At 73.9% G+C, this 574-nt stretch carries 1 protein-coding gene; it reads right to left on the reverse strand.

Translation table 11 applies throughout. From position 1 onward, the window contains the following. Positions 1-574 (reverse strand): peptidoglycan-binding domain-containing protein (locus IE178_RS35305; protein WP_193515104.1); only part of this gene is annotated, 574 nt, incomplete at both ends.

Here is a 574-nt window from a genome sequence, read left to right on the forward strand (position 1 = left end):
GACGGGGTGTCCACCGGCGGTCGCTGGAACACCAGCAGCGCCTTCCAGGTGGCCCTGTCCGCGCGGCCGGTCGTCTCCAGGCCGTGCCGGCACTGGGAGAAGCGCAGGTCCTTCATGGTGGCCGTGGTGAACTCGCCCGTCACCTCCGTGCGGCCCGGCTCGGTGTGGTAGAGCAGGTCCTGCAGGGCCTGCACCGCGGGGCCCTTGTCACCGGGTCCGACCTCGATCACCAGACGGGGCCAAGTGTCCCGGCCCACCTTGCCGTCGACCGGCAGGTGGTGCCGCAGCTGGAAGGCCATCACGGCGTCCCGGGTGCGGTTGCCGAAGATGCCGTCCGCCCGCAGCGGATAGCCGTGCTGGCGCAGCAGCAGCTGCAGGGCACGGCCCCGGGCGAACTGGTCCTCGTCCCTCTTCTTCAGCAGCGGCCAGTCGTAGGCCAGCAGGGGGGAGGCCGGAGCGCCGTGCTCACCGGCGTCCGGGGCGGTGGTGCGACCGGCGGCCGGGGCGGTGGCCTGCCCGGTGGCGAACCGCTTGCCGGCCACCGCGCCCCCGGCGAACGCCAGTACCACCGCCA

The organism is Streptomyces griseoloalbus (genome assembly GCA_014650015.1).
Classification (GTDB): Bacteria; Actinomycetota; Actinomycetes; order Streptomycetales; family Streptomycetaceae; genus Streptomyces; species Streptomyces griseoloalbus.